This is a genomic window from Guptibacillus hwajinpoensis, from assembly GCF_020524165.1.
In the GTDB taxonomy this organism is placed as follows: Bacteria; Bacillota; Bacilli; order Bacillales; family Guptibacillaceae; genus Guptibacillus; species Guptibacillus hwajinpoensis_D.
This window is the reverse complement of sequence record NZ_JAIVKU010000001.1, coordinates 198,088-211,502: the sequence shown is the minus strand read 5'-3', so window position 1 is coordinate 211,502 and position 13,415 is coordinate 198,088. Positions and strand designations below refer to the sequence as shown.

At 44.5% G+C, this 13,415-nt stretch carries 17 protein-coding genes; 2 read left to right on the top strand and 15 right to left on the bottom strand.

Annotated features, from left to right (window positions below):
- Nucleotides 1–318: 318 nt before the first annotated feature.
- Both hemQ and gerQ read left to right on the top strand, forming a co-directional pair.
- Nucleotides 319–1,065, top strand: coding sequence for a hydrogen peroxide-dependent heme synthase (gene hemQ, locus LC090_RS01110; RefSeq protein ID WP_226654463.1), 747 nt, complete (start codon nucleotides 319–321; stop codon nucleotides 1,063–1,065).
- A 315-nt stretch (nucleotides 1,066–1,380) separates the two neighbouring features.
- Nucleotides 1,381–1,833: a spore coat protein GerQ gene (gene gerQ, locus LC090_RS01105; protein ID WP_226654461.1), complete on the top strand. Its 453-nt coding sequence runs from the start codon at nucleotides 1,381–1,383 to the stop codon at nucleotides 1,831–1,833.
- A gap of 126 nt (nucleotides 1,834–1,959) precedes the next feature.
- Here the strand turns inward: gerQ and LC090_RS01100 are convergent, their stop codons facing one another.
- The 15 genes from LC090_RS01100 to fliQ form a co-directional block, all read right to left on the bottom strand.
- Nucleotides 1,960–2,328 carry a DUF423 domain-containing protein gene (locus tag LC090_RS01100; RefSeq protein WP_226654681.1) on the bottom strand — a complete coding sequence of 123 codons (369 nt, stop codon included), beginning with the start codon at nucleotides 2,326–2,328 and terminating at the stop codon, nucleotides 1,960–1,962.
- Nucleotides 2,329–2,410: 82 nt separating this feature from the next.
- Entirely contained in the window at nucleotides 2,411–3,667 is a 1,257-nt protein-coding gene (locus tag LC090_RS01095) for an ABC transporter permease (RefSeq protein ID WP_226654459.1), read from the bottom strand.
- Nucleotides 3,664–4,365, bottom strand: coding sequence for an ABC transporter ATP-binding protein (locus LC090_RS01090; RefSeq protein ID WP_226654456.1), 702 nt, complete (start codon nucleotides 4,363–4,365; stop codon nucleotides 3,664–3,666). Before LC090_RS01090 ends, LC090_RS01095 begins: the two co-directional genes overlap by 4 nt.
- 48 nt (nucleotides 4,366–4,413) lie before the next feature.
- A complete protein-coding gene (locus tag LC090_RS01085; RefSeq protein WP_226654454.1) occupies nucleotides 4,414–4,656 on the bottom strand; it encodes a helix-turn-helix domain-containing protein in 243 nt (80 codons plus the stop codon).
- 2 nt (nucleotides 4,657–4,658) lie between these two features.
- Nucleotides 4,659–4,805: a YvrJ family protein gene (locus tag LC090_RS01080; protein ID WP_226654452.1), complete on the bottom strand. Its 147-nt coding sequence runs from the start codon at nucleotides 4,803–4,805 to the stop codon at nucleotides 4,659–4,661.
- Nucleotides 4,802–5,359 carry a sigma-70 family RNA polymerase sigma factor gene (locus tag LC090_RS01075; protein WP_226654450.1) on the bottom strand — a complete coding sequence of 186 codons (558 nt, stop codon included), beginning with the start codon at nucleotides 5,357–5,359 and terminating at the stop codon, nucleotides 4,802–4,804. Before LC090_RS01075 ends, LC090_RS01080 begins: the two co-directional genes overlap by 4 nt.
- A 158-nt stretch (nucleotides 5,360–5,517) precedes the next feature.
- A complete protein-coding gene (locus LC090_RS01070; protein ID WP_226654448.1) occupies nucleotides 5,518–5,955 on the bottom strand; it encodes a YaaR family protein in 438 nt (145 codons plus the stop codon).
- The gene (locus LC090_RS01065) at nucleotides 5,952–6,389 is read right to left on the bottom strand and encodes a DUF6115 domain-containing protein (RefSeq protein ID WP_226654446.1); all 438 of its coding nucleotides are present in this window, start codon (nucleotides 6,387–6,389) and stop codon (nucleotides 5,952–5,954) included. Before LC090_RS01065 ends, LC090_RS01070 begins: the two co-directional genes overlap by 4 nt.
- 14 nt (nucleotides 6,390–6,403) lie before the next feature.
- Entirely contained in the window at nucleotides 6,404–7,189 is a 786-nt protein-coding gene (locus LC090_RS01060) for a FliA/WhiG family RNA polymerase sigma factor (protein ID WP_226654444.1), read from the bottom strand.
- 30 nt (nucleotides 7,190–7,219) lie between these two features.
- Nucleotides 7,220–8,083, bottom strand: a complete 864-nt coding sequence (locus LC090_RS01055) for a MinD/ParA family protein (RefSeq protein ID WP_226654442.1) — start codon at nucleotides 8,081–8,083, stop codon at nucleotides 7,220–7,222.
- A 1-nt stretch (nucleotide 8,084) separates the two neighbouring features.
- A complete protein-coding gene (flhF, locus tag LC090_RS01050) occupies nucleotides 8,085–9,224 on the bottom strand; it encodes a flagellar biosynthesis protein FlhF (protein WP_226654440.1) in 1,140 nt (379 codons plus the stop codon).
- Entirely contained in the window at nucleotides 9,221–11,254 is a 2,034-nt protein-coding gene (gene flhA / locus LC090_RS01045) for a flagellar biosynthesis protein FlhA (RefSeq protein WP_226654438.1), read from the bottom strand. The genes flhF and flhA overlap by 4 nt, the downstream gene beginning before the upstream one ends.
- The gene (flhB, locus tag LC090_RS01040) at nucleotides 11,251–12,357 is read right to left on the bottom strand and encodes a flagellar biosynthesis protein FlhB (RefSeq protein ID WP_226654436.1); all 1,107 of its coding nucleotides are present in this window, start codon (nucleotides 12,355–12,357) and stop codon (nucleotides 11,251–11,253) included. The genes flhA and flhB overlap by 4 nt, the downstream gene beginning before the upstream one ends.
- 4 nt (nucleotides 12,358–12,361) lie before the next feature.
- Nucleotides 12,362–13,138, bottom strand: a complete 777-nt coding sequence (gene fliR / locus LC090_RS01035; protein ID WP_226654434.1) for a flagellar biosynthetic protein FliR — start codon at nucleotides 13,136–13,138, stop codon at nucleotides 12,362–12,364.
- Between the two features lie 2 nt (nucleotides 13,139–13,140).
- Nucleotides 13,141–13,410, bottom strand: a complete 270-nt coding sequence (gene fliQ / locus LC090_RS01030; RefSeq protein ID WP_098445458.1) for a flagellar biosynthesis protein FliQ — start codon at nucleotides 13,408–13,410, stop codon at nucleotides 13,141–13,143.
- Nucleotides 13,411–13,415 lie beyond the last annotated feature (5 nt).

The following is a 13,415-nucleotide window of genomic DNA, read 5'->3' as shown; positions in this document are numbered from 1 at the left end:
CGAATCCAAGAGCAGTTCACGGTGATGTTCTCCTTTTTTCCTCTTTTAATATAAGCCAACCTTCCTGTAATTAAACATGCCTAGTAGTATCTTTATTCATCTTATCGTCACTCTCAACCGCTTTTAATGAAGGAGAAGTATTGGTATAGTAGGTAATGGATATAGTGAAACTTTCATTAGAGGTGGCATTGTTTATTTCCTCTGGTGGTGAGTTGAACCAATCGGACCTTTAGTGGAAGTTGAATTCGCCTCAAGAATTTCGCAGGCGAGCGTTAGTTTTCCTTAAAGGTGTGATAAAAGATAAGGAGTGAATCAGATATGAATCAAGCAGCAGTAACTCTTGATGGCTGGTATTGCCTTCATGACTTTCGAAGCATGAACTGGACAGCTTGGAAACAGCTTTCAAGCGAAGAACGCGATCTTGCGATGAATGAGTTTCTTACGTTCCTTGAAAAGTGGGAAGTCACCGCAGGCCATAAGCAAGGAAGTCACGCGCTTTATTCCATTGTTGGTCAAAAAGCAGACTTTATGTTAATGCTCCTCCGCCCGACGATGGAAGAGTTAAATGAAATCGAAAACGCTTTTAACAAAACAACGTTAGCTGAATATACGGTGAAAGAATACTCTTACGTTTCTGTCGTTGAGCTTAGTAACTACATGGCTGGAAAAGATAGCGATCCGGATAACGACCCTCGCATTCAAGCTCGCTTAAAGCCAGAACTAGCAGAAGCGCCTTATGTTTGTTTCTACCCAATGAACAAGAAGCGCGAAGGCAACGATAACTGGTACATGCTTTCAATGGACGAGCGTCGAGAAATGATGCGAAGCCATGGGCTGATCGGACGTAGCTATGCTGGAAAAGTAAAGCAGATCATTACAGGTTCTGTTGGCTTCGATGACTGGGAATGGGGCGTGACGCTATTCGCAGATGACGTGCTTCAGTTTAAAAAGCTCGTTTATGAAATGCGCTTTGATGAAGTGAGTGCACGCTACGGCGAATTTGGTAGTTTCTTTGTTGGCACGCACCTTCCTAAAGAACGCCTCCCTCAATTTTTATACGTATAAAGGCAATCCCTTCTAACACTTTCCTGTGTTTAGAAGGGATTTTTTTGTTTCTATAACTCAATTCCTGTTAGGCATATTCCTTCATTTCGTACATACAATGAGTTACGTAGAGCCATGGCATTATCCCTTCTTTTATTGCGTGCCATTAGTAACATCCTAATAGCTATTCGCTCTGGTTCTTTAAGCCTGCCGACGCCTTTCCAGTGGTATAACCAGTGGATAGACGGACGTTTAGTCACACTGTTTCAACCCGCCGACTGAAAGTGAATATGCCGAAGTGTACAACAGTTTGTAAGAGAACGCTTAAGGAGGGTTATGATGAACAATCAATACTGGAACACCTCACCGCCACAAAACCGGGGAGGCGGCTATGGTCAAATGCCGCAGCAAGGGCAAGGCGGCGGACAAATGGCACAGTATCCTTCAGGCTTTCCAGGTCAAGGCCAGCAGGTTCAAGGTGCGTCAACGCAGGGAGGAGGCTTCCCTGGACAGCTCGCCGTTGAGCAATCCTATATCGAAAACATTCTACGTCTAAATTTAGGGAAAATCGCTACTGTGTACATGACGTTCGAGAATAATGACAAATGGAATGCGAAAGTCTTCAAAGGGATTGTCGAAGCTGCTGGGAGAGATCATATTATTCTTTCGGATCCTCAAACAGGCAAACGGTATATTTTACTTATGGTTTATTTGGACTATATTACATTTGATGAAGAGCTCGAGTATAACTACCCTCTTCAGCAAACAACGCAGTATTCTCCGCGTTAGCACGTATGAAAAAAGCTGCCGAATTTCCGGCAGCTTTTTATTTTGGCCAATTAACCTCTCCCACCTGCCATCGTTCGACAAATAGCGGGTGGTGACAGGCACTCGCGAATGCGCGGAATTCCCACTCTACGCCTTAAACGCTGCCACAACCACTAGAATCCACGCTGTAATAAACGCCACGCCACCAAGTGGTGTGATGGCACCAAGAATCTTAATTCCGCTCAAGCTAAGCACGTACAAGCTTCCCGAAAATAGCACGATGCCGGCAAACATGAGCCAGCCGGCCCATTGCATGAGTCCTGCGGATTGAAGCTTATCTGCCGCAATGGCCACACCAACTAAACCAAGCGCATGATACATATGGTATTGCACGCCCGTTTTATACGTTTCGAGCATCTTTTCTGATAGTTTTCCTTCTAATCCATGTGCTCCAAATGCGCCAAGTCCAACCGCAAGCGCCGCATTAATCGCACCAATAATTAAAAATACCTTTATCACATTATCCGCTCCCTCGTCCGAATCTTCTCTCCCATCATAGCGGAAAGCGCTTGAGCGAAGCAATCAATTCTGAAATTGTTCATACACCTTTCGAATCTTCCCACTTACCTGTTTGCATACTTCGGTACGCTAGTTGCCCACTTACTTTAAAAACAAACCAGCCAGCTAAGGGAAAAAGCATCAGCCCGATCCATCCAGGAAATGAATATCCCGTCACCACACATAGCAAGAGAAAACACGGCATTGCTACTAGCTTTAACGCTCGTTCCCCGGCTTCACGTAGCGACGGCTCCCACTTAAACAACTGGGCGTAGCCACCTTCCGAGAACTCATGCCAGTCCGCTTTCGATAGTCCAATCAACGCATAAAGCGCAAACAGGAGCACCACTACTTTTACAACGAGCGGAAGAAGAAGAATCGCTGCCGTTCCCCAGCCAATCACTTGTAGGTAATATTGCACCTTCCCTACCGATCGAAGCAGCCATTTCGTATAAAGATCCACCATCCTTGCCTCAGGAGAACGTTTCTTACGTATTCGCCTGGATCCTCGAAAAAGAAAAGGCTGTTTTCGAACAATAGCAGTCGCCGGCGCTACCCCAACGCGTCCCATCAAAAATTTCGTTATACTCTGCTTATGACCTCGCTCGATGACCGCATCGTAAAAAAAGGTTCCCCTCATCTTCACGCGCACTCGTAGCTGAACAACCAACAGAAGAAGTAAACTTCCGCTTCCGATCACAACCGCCCATTCATACATCCAGAGAACCTGGCTCATTAAGAGAAGAATGCCAACAGAAAGCAGGTTCACCAATCCAACTGGCATCCATTTCACCCAGATAGAAGGCACAAACAGATCGATAAAATACCGACACGTCCTCACATTCCAACTCACCATAAGAAGAAATAACGTTGTGACAATGATTCGTTCCAAACTCCAGCCCCAACCGGTAACGAGTAATGGAAGAATGAATCCTATTCCAAGGACTGTCATTATCACTCCTTTTCCAAGTGAATGAGCGATGCCCCACTTTTTTAGCCCTTGACTAAGCGAGACGTTTTGCAACAAATACACTTGATCCGCTTCTTCTGTATAAATTCGGAACGACCAGGCCGTCGCGATTACAAATAGTGGGAAAACAGCTGCCTGTTCCGGCACTCCTGCGAGCCAGTCCGGTGCTGTCACCCACCACGAACGGTAATAGGCTATTCCAATGACAAGCGCTGGCAGTAGGATATATAGCCAGACCGTCCAATCAAGCGCTGTACGAAGATCCCGGATTTTATAACGACGATCGTCCGATACACGCTTCCGCAACACTTGTAGCCCGGTCATCATCGCTGCTCCATTAGCGTATCAACACAATCGAGTAGTGAACTTTCTGAACCCGCTCCCGACTGTTCACGCATTTCCTCTAGCGATCCTTTTGCCAGTAATGTCCCGTTCGATAGCAAGACAAAACGATCACAAATACGCTCAGCCGTATCAAGCACATGCGTACACATTAAGATCGCGGCACCGCGTGCTCGCTCTTTTTCAATGAGCTTTAAAAAGTCTTTCGTCGCCCGCGGATCCAGTCCTAGAAACGGCTCATCAATGATATACACATCAGGCCTCAGCGTAAACGCGGTAATCAGCATGACCTTTTGTCTCATCCCTTTTGAAAAGCTTGACGGTAGATGATGCTTCACGTGCTCAAGCTGGAAGTAACGGATCAAATCCTGTGCACGCTCCACCCAGTCTTCATCGGCCAACGCGGTTGCCGCAGCCGCAAACTCTATATGTTCCCAGAGTGTTAAACTGTCATAGAAAACGGGCAGCTCTGGTACGTAAGCATAACGTGTCCCATCTTTAAACTCGACGCTTCCTTTCCACTCTTTTAACAATCCTAAAATGGTCTTAATGGTCGTACTTTTCCCCGCTCCATTTGACCCTAATAAACCAAGCAGTTCACCGCTCTTTACTTCGAATCCAATCTCTCGAATGTTACTCTCTCTTTTTTCGTAACCCGCTTCTTCAATCGCAACTTTAAGCATCGGCCTCACCTCTACCCTCTAATACGACAGAAAACAAGTAAAAGTTTCCTATTTCTTTCCTTTTTGTTCTTCAATAAACTGTTCAAAGTTTGGCACATCTTCCATCTTATAGTTTTCGACGGCTTCCATCACCTTGATCACCAATTCCTGTCGCAAATCATCCCTGTTTTGAAAGGATGTTTGCCTGAGCTCTGCTTCTATTTTTTTCTCAAACTGATGAATAACCTCCTTCAGTCCTTCTTCATCCTTCTGCTTTGCTAGTTGTAAAGCTGAATACAGTCTTTTCTCCATAGTCATCCCTTCTTATTCGTTTCCTGATCCGTCACCGCATTTGTTAAATCATCAATTTTCTTCTCCAATCGAACGAGTAAATAAAGGGAAACCACGATTGGAAACCCGAGATCACCGATGATGGCGTTAATAACCGTTGTGATACTCATACTCTCCCCTCCTTCCCCGCAAAGCTGAGCTTCTCTAGTGCTCGCTTGCGCCTTCTGCTGACTGCCTGCTGTGAAATGCCTGACGCTCTAGCAATTTCGGTATCGGAGTATTCAGATCGATAAAAGAGATCGAGCGCTTCTTTTTGTTTGCCCGTTAATCGGCTGTAAGCAAGAAAGAGAGATTTTTCTAAAAAAATTTCTTCAAACGAATTTGTTTCTTCCTTTGTTTCTGGATCTTCGATTAAATCAATCCAGGCAGTATCTGACCCTCCTACAGGCTGATCAAGTGTGAGAGGAAAACGAAGATGCCCAAGTCTACGCTTTCGATCAAAGTTAATGGCCGTATAACGGATTAACTTCGTCACATAAGCGATAAAACGAATTTCCGTATAATACTTATGAAAAAGAGAATTGAGCGTGTTTAGCGATTCCCGATCCTTCGTTGCGTCCATAAAACTTTCCCAATGCGCTTCTTCTTGAATAAACGACTGAAATAAGAGATTTTCCTTTAACTCCTCAATCATTTTATCTGTTACATGCAATCCACTTTTCATATCCTCACCTCTCCTTTCTCTGTCTGTAGGAATGAAAGTATCCTGGCAGTTAAAAATCACAACCACTATTTCGAACGTATGTTCTTATTTTAATTATAGAAAAAACTCATGCAAATGAACATGAGTCAATACTTCCTTTTTTAGATGGGTCAATTGAACTAGAGAGAAAGATCAACAAGCAGCCCTTTTATTTCACCAACGAGTGATAATAAGGTCATCCCGTTCTTCTCTTTTTCTCTCATTTCTTCCTGTATTTCAATAAGCTTGTTCTCCACCGTTTCCACTAGCTTGTACGTGCGACTTCTTCCATAGTGATCCATGCTGTTTCTCTCCGATAGCGTGAGTCCCTGGCTAACCGCTTCTTCAAGAAACTGTTTCACCATTCGCTTGTAGGCAGATAAGTTCTGAAATGTGCGTTCCTTCCCAAGCAGATCTCCCTGACGATCAATTTGTTGCAGAAGACGCTTTAGCTCAGCCCCTTTCAGCTCTTTAGATGCCTCCTGAATCACAGATTGAAATCCCGCCTGCTTGTTTCCTTTTGGCAGATCCATCTTTAGTGATTCAAGTGATGGTTTGCTATGCTGCTGAATTTTCATCGCTGTTCAGACCTTCCATGCAAATTGACAATCAGCTCTACTTCTCCAATCCCGCAGTTTAATAACCGCGAAATGTCCGCTATCGAAAAGCCTTGCTGATGGAGCTGTACGGCTTTTTGGTTTCGTTCACTATGAGCGGAAGGATGCTGAACAATCACCGATTTCGTTAGCTCCTCAATTTCAGGAGAACCAACCTTACCCTGCTCTAGAACGCGAAGGCGGGTATCAAGCTGGTTTTCACGTGCATCGACGTATGATTTCACTTCGTTCAAGAGACGATCGTTTTCTTCTTCTAGCTGCTCGATATAGACTTCCATACTGGCCGCGATTTCTTCTCGTACTTCCGTTCCCTTTGATTGCTTTAGAAAAAGAAGCACGATACAAAGAAAGCTCACAAGATGAAGCGCAACGCTAATAAAAATGAATGAATACATGCTGATCACTCCGATTACATTGATTGAACATGTTCTTTGTTAGCTCGGAGGACACCCTTCATTCGAAGGAGCGCTCTCGAGTGTAATTGGGAAATGCGACTCGTTGATAACCCTAGAATTCTGGCAATCTCGGTAAGCGTCAATTCTTCAAAATAAACGAGTGAGACAACAAGCTTTTCCTTCTCCGGTAAACGGTCAATCGTTTCAGCTAATAGCTGTTTAATAAAATGGTGGTGTAGGTGTTTTTCTGGTAACTCCGCCTGTTCGTTCTCAATAACACTGTACCGTTCAATTTTTTGCTGATCATCCTCTTGCACAGGCTCATCGACTGACACCATTGTCGATAAAGAAGCATCTTGTATAACTCGCTGAACTTCCGCAACGGACATCCCAAGATACGAAGCCACGTCATGATCGCTGCTCGACGTTTGATTTTGCTGTTCTAAAGCGGCATAAGCTTCTTCAATTTTACGCGCTTTGTCACGTACGGAACGGGGCACCCAATCATTTTGGCGAAGGCCGTCAATGATCGCGCCTTTAATCCTCCAGCCGGCGTACGTTTCAAATTTCAAATCACGTTCTGGCTCGAATTTTTCAAGTGCATCAAGAAGCCCCTGATAAGCGAAACTCGTAAGGTCATCACGCTGAACGGTAGATGGGAGAGCAGCCGCATATCGTTGCACAGCGAAATCAACAAGCGGACGATAAAGCGAAATAAGATGGTTACCGGCTTCTTCCTGCTTCTCCTCTTTCCACGCTCTCCAATATTCGGTTGTCTGTTTATCCATTTTGGAATTCATGAAGTTCACCACCTGAAAAATTCTTCCCGCTTATTTATGAAACAGAATCTTTGTCAAAAACCCTTTCACGCCAAGCTTATAAACCGAAGGAAGGTTTAAATACGATCGAACCAATTCGTCGATGGCTTTTGCCGCTTTCGAATTAGGATATTGGAGTAAATAAGGTGACTGGGCGATAACCGCTTTTCGCACATATGGGTCATCGGGAATCGCCCCAAGCAAATCAATCGACTTATTTAAAAACTGAGCAGTGGCTTTTTGAAAGTTAAGAGATGTCTGTTCAGCTTCCTCTTTCGTAAGAGATCGATTTACGATCAATTTGACAGAAGCCTCGTTATGTTTCGCATAGAGCGCTTTTAGTACGCTATACCCATCGGTGATGGAAGGCGGCTCAGGGTTAATCACAAGAAACACATCATCAGCAGCTTGTAGAAACCGCATCCCTTCATAAGTAAGCCCTGCACCTGTATCGAGAATAATGTAATCGACTTTGCCCTGAAGAGAACCAATTTCTTTAAAAAAATGATTTAATTGCTGACCGTCTAACGTAAGAATTTTCCCGATTCCATGACCACCTGCCAAATATTGAAGACCATTTATCCCTGTTTCAACAACGGCTTCAAGAGAGAGTTGTTTCTCAAGCATGGTCATAATGGTCTCTTTCGGCGTAACCCCCATCAGCACATCAAGGTTCGCCATACCGACATCTAAATCAAAAATCACTACTTTTTTATTTAACGCCACAAGACTAAGGGCAAAATTAAGCGAGACATTCGACTTTCCGACGCCGCCTTTTCCACTTGTCACAGCGATCACTTTTGTTTTTCGATTATTTGAACCAGAATGTAGGCGTCGCTTCACTTCTTGACGTAATTGATTCGCTTGATCAGCCATTTCATCGCTCCTCCATCACCAGATCAACGAAGAAATCTGGTGTCGTTCTCACGAGATCGTCGGGGACGTTCTGTCCAGTTGTTAGGATCGTAATCGGAAGGTTATAGTCCTCCATAAAATTATAAATCGGTCCTCGCACTGTCGTTTCATCCATCTTCGTCATAATCACTTCCGAGACACCGAGCGAATGAAAATTATCGGCAATCAATTTCATATCAGAATAACGATGGGTAAGGCTTAATATGAGTGTAATTGACATTTCCTGACCGGATAGAAGCGATTCTAGCTGCGTAATATAGCTATACTGCTGATAATTCCGACCTGCCGTGTCCATGAGAATAACATCGCAGGCAGAAAGGCGGTCAAGCGACTGTCCTAAATCGGCAGGAGACTGGACGACTTCCATAGGAATGCCAAGAATATCGGCATACGTTCGAAGTTGTTCAACTGCGGCAATTCGGTACGTATCTGACGTAATCAACCCAACGGATTGACGTTCTTTCAATAATAAATTTCCTGCTATTTTTGCAATTGTCGTTGTTTTCCCCACTCCTGTTGGACCTACGAAGCACCGTATTTTCTTCGATTCACTTCTTATACTAGGATAATTCTTGATCCGTTTCGCAAATTCCTGTCTCATCCATTCAAAAGCATCATCCTTCGTAAAACCTGGGTATGATTTTGATTTAATGAGTAATTCTGCCATAACTCCTGAGCGAATGGTCTGCGAGAATTCCTGCGCTTCTAAAAAGGTCTGAACCGGCTTTAACGGTTTCGGCAATCGCTCATTTTCCATCATCTGCATCATGATTTCTTTCATCGATTTTAGCTCCCCAAGCACCTGAGCATCATCTTCTACAGGCTGTTTGTCTACATTACGCGGCTGCTCTATTCGTTCAGGAACCTCTTCCCGACGCTTTTTTTCAGACTGTAGTAACGTCGCAAAATCTGTCTCTTCTTTCGCTACTTTTTCCTCATCAAGAGCAGCGAGGACTTCCAGACGCTGTTTTCGAAATAAACCGAAGATCCCGCCTACTCTTACTTTTTTCGTATCTAAAATAACGGCATCCTGGCCGAGCTCCTGCCTTATAAGCGGCATTGCTTCGCGAAGGTGGGTGACCACATAACGTTTGATCTTCATGGTAGATTAATCACTCCTACACTCTGGACTTCAACATCAGGCTCTAATTCGCTATAGGAGAGAATCGTTAACTCAGGCATATAGCGCTCTAGAAATTGGCGTAAATACATGCGGATTGCAGGTGACGTTAACAGGATTGGCTGGATGCCTGACTGCTGAAGGCGATTGACCTGCTGCAATACTTCCTGATAAATCGTTTGCGAGGTTTCAGGATCAAGAGCTAAGTAGCTACCCTGATCGGACTGCTGTACCGATTCCGCGAAGCGTTTTTCTAATCGCGCCCCTGCCGTTAGGACTTTGACAGGTTCTCCCGGTACAGCTACTTGAGATGTGATCTGGCGTGATAAGGACTGCCTGACGTATTCTGCTAAGACATCAGTATCTTTTGTCCGCACCCCGTTGTCCGCTAATGATTCGAGTATCATATCAAGCGAGCGAATCGAGACTTTCTCTTTCAGGAGTCTTATCAACACTTTCTGCACATCGCCGATTGTCAAGATATTGGGAATGAGCTCTTCTAAAACAGCCGGAGATGATTCTCTCACGTTATCAAGCAGATGCTTCACTTCCTGACGACTTAGCAATTCATGCGCATGGCGTTTGATCACTTCTGTTAAATGCGTCGAAACAACTGACGGGGGATCCACAATCGTGTAGCCCGAAAGCTCGGCGCGATCTTTCATTTCTTCCGTTACCCAGAGAGCCGGAAGTCCGAAAGCCGGTTCGACCGTTTCAATTCCTGTAATGCTGTCATCTTCTAAACCGCAGCTCATCGCAAGGTATTGATCCAATCGAACTTCTCCACCAGCGACGCGATTGCCTTTGATTTTTACCACGTATTCGTTCGGTTCAAGCTGGATGTTGTCACGAATGCGAATGACTGGAACGACAATACCGAACTCAAGAGCAATCTGCCTGCGAATCATAATGACGCGATCGAGAAGATCCCCGCCCTGCTTTTGATCGGCCAGTGGAATGAGCCCGTATCCAAACTCAAACTCAATCGGATCGACTTGAAGAAGACTCGTCACGCTTTCTGGCTTTTTCATTTCTTCGACTTCTTCATCACCTGCGGCTAATTCGACTTCTTTCGTTTGATCGAGATTCTTTTGCATCATCCAGCCTCCATAGACGAGAAGCCCCGCTATGGGAAACGTAAGAAGCGGATTAATCGGCGTTGCAAGTCCTAGAAGCGTGACGACCGCCCCAACCACATAGAGAAGCTTTGGATAAGCAAAAATTTGTGCTGTAATATCTGATCCAAGATTGCCATCTGACGCCGCTCGCGTGACCACAATCCCTGTCGCTGTTGAAATAAGAAGTGCAGGAATTTGACTGACAAGTCCGTCCCCAATCGAAAGAAGGGTAAACGTCGTTGCCGCATCACCAACCGGCATCCCATGAACAACCATGCCGATGATCAATCCGCCAATAATGTTAATTAGCGTAATCACAATTCCGGCAATTGCATCACCTTTTACAAACTTACTTGCTCCGTCCATTGCGCCATAAAAATCAGCTTCGCGCGCAATTTTCTCTCGACTTACTTTCGCCTCGCGATCTGAAATCATACCTGCATTCAAATCAGCATCAATGCTCATTTGCTTCCCTGGCATCGCATCAAGCGTAAAGCGTGCGGCGACTTCCGCCACTCGTTCGGATCCTTTTGTAATAACAATAAATTGGATAATGACAAGAATCAGGAAAACAAGGAGTCCGATGACAACACTTCCGCCCACCACAAAGGAACCAAACGTTTCAATTACCTGTCCGCCTGTTTTATTCGTTAAAATGGAGCGAGTTGTTGAGACGTTTAAGCCAAGGCGAAAGAGCGTTGTTAATAACAACAGCGATGGAAAAATCGAGAACTGAAGTGCTTCTTTCGTATTCATCGCAACCAGAATAATTGTAAGGGCAAGACTAATGTTCATCATAATTAGAAAATCGAGTAAGAGTGGAGGGAACGGGATGACCATCATGATGACAATCATGATAACGGATACGAGCACGGCATAATCTTTTATTTTCATCGTTCATTCCCTCCTCCCGGGTAGCCTTTTATGCTATATACATAAGCAAGCACTTCAGCGACGGCTTTGAAAAGATCTTCCGGCACCCCATCACCGATCTCCACCTGATGATAGAGTGCGCGCGCAAGCTGAACATTTTCTGTCGTCATGATGTCGTGCTCTTTCGCTTTTTCTTTAATCTTTTGCGCGACGTAGTCCATTCCTTTCGCGATGACTGTCGGCTTATCCATTTCCTTCGGATCGTACCTAAGCGCAACGGCAAAGTGCGTAGGGTTCGTAATGACGACATCTGCATTTGGGATTTCAGAAATCATGCGATTCATTCCAAGTGCGCGTTGCTTTTCTTTTATCTTTGATTTAATGAGCGGGTCTCCCTCGCTTTTTTTATATTCATCTTTAATGTCCTGCTTCGACATTCGGATGTTTTTTTCAAAGTCATATTTCTGATAAACATAGTCTAAGAGGGCTAGAAATAATAGGAGAATGCCTACAGCTAAGCCCGTTTGGACGATGAGTGAGCCTACAAGAGCGGTTGCTTCCCCCATCGACTTTTGCGAAATGAGCATGACTTCATCTCGCTTATTCCAAAGAACAATAAATGTAACAGCTGAAATAAAGGTAATTTTAATTAATGATTTTAATAGTTCCACGAGCGTTCGAGCTGAGAAAATCCTCTTCGCTCCTTTTAACGGATTAATTCGTTCAAGCTTTGCCTGGAGCGGATCAGTCGAAACGAGAAAGCCAACCTGCATATAGTTTCCTAGCACACCCATTACGAGCGAAATGCCCATGAGCGGTGCCGCGATCATCGCCGCTTGCCAGACGTTTTCTTTTAACATGCGATCGACATTTTGCTCTGTGAGCGTCCAGTTTGTGATTTGGACAAGGTTTCCGCGAATCATTGATTGAAGACTTTCAATCATCCAACCGCCAATGAATGACATAAATAAAAAAACGCCAATCATCATAAACGCAGATGGAATCTCAGAACTTCTCGCCACTTGACCTTTTTTGCGAGATTCCTGTTTCTTTTGTGGTGTTGCTTTTTCTGTCTTTTCCTGTGAAAAGAACTGAAGATCCATCTGGAATCGAGTTGTTCGCATCTTACTACCCACCCAATAGTTGTATAAGCTGACCCATCGTCTCAAGCATCTCTTGAAAAACCCCTCGGAGTAAAAAGAAGAACGGCGGGATCGTAACGAGAATGAGAACGAAGCCAACAAAAATTTTCAAAGGCAATCCAACGACAAAGATATTCACTTGCGGGACGGCTCTGGCAAGAAGCCCTAACGCCACATCGACTAGAAAGAGAGAAGCAACGATCGGTAGCGCAAGCTGAAACGCGGAGAAGAACATCCCTGCAAAAACTTCAGCAATAAATCGAGCAAGGGACTGGCTATCGGCCTGGCTAAGAAGGGCATCAGCTGGTAAAAGCTCATAGCTTCTGACTAGTCCATTAAGCATCATATGATGACCGTCTACAGAAACGAGAAAAAGCAGGGCGAGCATGTATTTAAAATTCCCGATAATCGGTACTTGGGTTCTTGTCTGAGGATCAATGACATTTGCAATGACAAAGCCCATCTGAAAATCGATAAAGGCACCTGCGACTTGTACCGTATAAAGGATGAGAGAAGCAATAAATCCAAGTGACAGACCAATAAATAGCTCTTTTAAAATGTAGACAACAAACATCAGATCAAGGGTTAAGTCTATTTCAGCTCCTAACCCAGCTGTCACAATGAAAGCAATAAAAAAACTAAGTCCCACTTTAAAGCGGTTTGGAACGCTTCTTGTTGAGAATACGGGTGCGGTAATAAAGAATGACGTTGCCCTCATAAAAACGAGTAAAAACAAAGGCAGAGCGTTAACGACACTTTCCATCTTTAGCCGATAAACCTGTATAAATTTTGGTATAAGTTCGTTGTGTAATCGAGCAGCGTTGTGAGCATCCACGGGCCAAACAGAACGATCGTTAACAGAACGGCTACGATTTTCGGAATAAATGCCAGCGTCTGTTCTTGTATTTGCGTCATCGCCTGAAACACACTGACGATTAATCCCACGCCAAGAGCGATTAACAGAAGCGGAGCTGAAATAATAATCACGGTATAAACGGCATCTTCTGCAAGTGAAATGACCATATCCGGCGTCATCGTCG

Coding starts and splice junctions, on each gene's coding strand:
- LC090_RS01060 (WP_226654444.1), bottom strand. CDS start 7,189: ATGAATTCCAAAATGGATAAACAGACAACCGAATATTGGAGAGCGTGG.
- LC090_RS01070 (WP_226654448.1), bottom strand. CDS start 5,955: ATGAAAATTCAGCAGCATAGCAAACCATCACTTGAATCACTAAAGATG.
- fliQ (WP_098445458.1), bottom strand. CDS start 13,410: ATGACGCCGGATATGGTCATTTCACTTGCAGAAGATGCCGTTTATACC.
- LC090_RS01075 (WP_226654450.1), bottom strand. CDS start 5,359: ATGAAAAGTGGATTGCATGTAACAGATAAAATGATTGAGGAGTTAAAG.
- LC090_RS01090 (WP_226654456.1), bottom strand. CDS start 4,365: ATGCTTAAAGTTGCGATTGAAGAAGCGGGTTACGAAAAAAGAGAGAGT.
- flhF (WP_226654440.1), bottom strand. CDS start 9,224: ATGAAGATCAAACGTTATGTGGTCACCCACCTTCGCGAAGCAATGCCG.
- hemQ (WP_226654463.1), top strand. CDS start 319: ATGAATCAAGCAGCAGTAACTCTTGATGGCTGGTATTGCCTTCATGAC.
- flhA (WP_226654438.1), bottom strand. CDS start 11,254: ATGAAAATAAAAGATTATGCCGTGCTCGTATCCGTTATCATGATTGTC.
- LC090_RS01085 (WP_226654454.1), bottom strand. CDS start 4,656: ATGGAGAAAAGACTGTATTCAGCTTTACAACTAGCAAAGCAGAAGGAT.
- flhB (WP_226654436.1), bottom strand. CDS start 12,357: ATGCGAACAACTCGATTCCAGATGGATCTTCAGTTCTTTTCACAGGAA.
- LC090_RS01055 (WP_226654442.1), bottom strand. CDS start 8,083: ATGGCTGATCAAGCGAATCAATTACGTCAAGAAGTGAAGCGACGCCTA.
- LC090_RS01065 (WP_226654446.1), bottom strand. CDS start 6,389: ATGTATTCATTCATTTTTATTAGCGTTGCGCTTCATCTTGTGAGCTTT.
- gerQ (WP_226654461.1), top strand. CDS start 1,381: ATGATGAACAATCAATACTGGAACACCTCACCGCCACAAAACCGGGGA.
- LC090_RS01080 (WP_226654452.1), bottom strand. CDS start 4,805: ATGAGTATCACAACGGTTATTAACGCCATCATCGGTGATCTCGGGTTT.
- fliR (WP_226654434.1), bottom strand. CDS start 13,138: ATGGAAAGTGTCGTTAACGCTCTGCCTTTGTTTTTACTCGTTTTTATG.
- LC090_RS01095 (WP_226654459.1), bottom strand. CDS start 3,667: ATGATGACCGGGCTACAAGTGTTGCGGAAGCGTGTATCGGACGATCGT.